This window comes from Bacteriovorax sp. DB6_IX (assembly GCF_000447775.1).
GTDB lineage: Bacteria > Bdellovibrionota > Bacteriovoracia > Bacteriovoracales > Bacteriovoracaceae > Halobacteriovorax_A.
Genome location: NZ_AUNJ01000440.1, coordinates 1 through 207, shown reverse-complemented (window position 1 = coordinate 207; position 207 = coordinate 1). Strand labels below are relative to the sequence as shown.

Annotated in this window: 1 protein-coding gene; it reads left to right on the top strand. The window is 35.7% G+C overall.

Going from position 1 to position 207, the window contains the following annotated elements:
• Positions 1-207, top strand: a 207-nt coding sequence (locus tag M901_RS13670) for a hypothetical protein (RefSeq protein WP_034722329.1), incomplete at both ends; no start/stop codon positions are given.

Below are 207 nucleotides of genomic sequence, written 5' to 3'. Positions count from 1 at the left end.
TACAAATTTCAGAAACACCTGGAGATGAAGTATTTCCAGAAGAGGCCGTGATTATTCCTATTATGAATAGTCCTATCTTTCCAGGGATGATTGCACCAATTATTCTTACGGAAGATAAATTTACAGCAGAGCTAGATGAGTATCTTGTTAAGAATGGATACCTTGCTCTTAACCTTGTTAAGTCTGACTTAAAAAATGAAGAAGGTG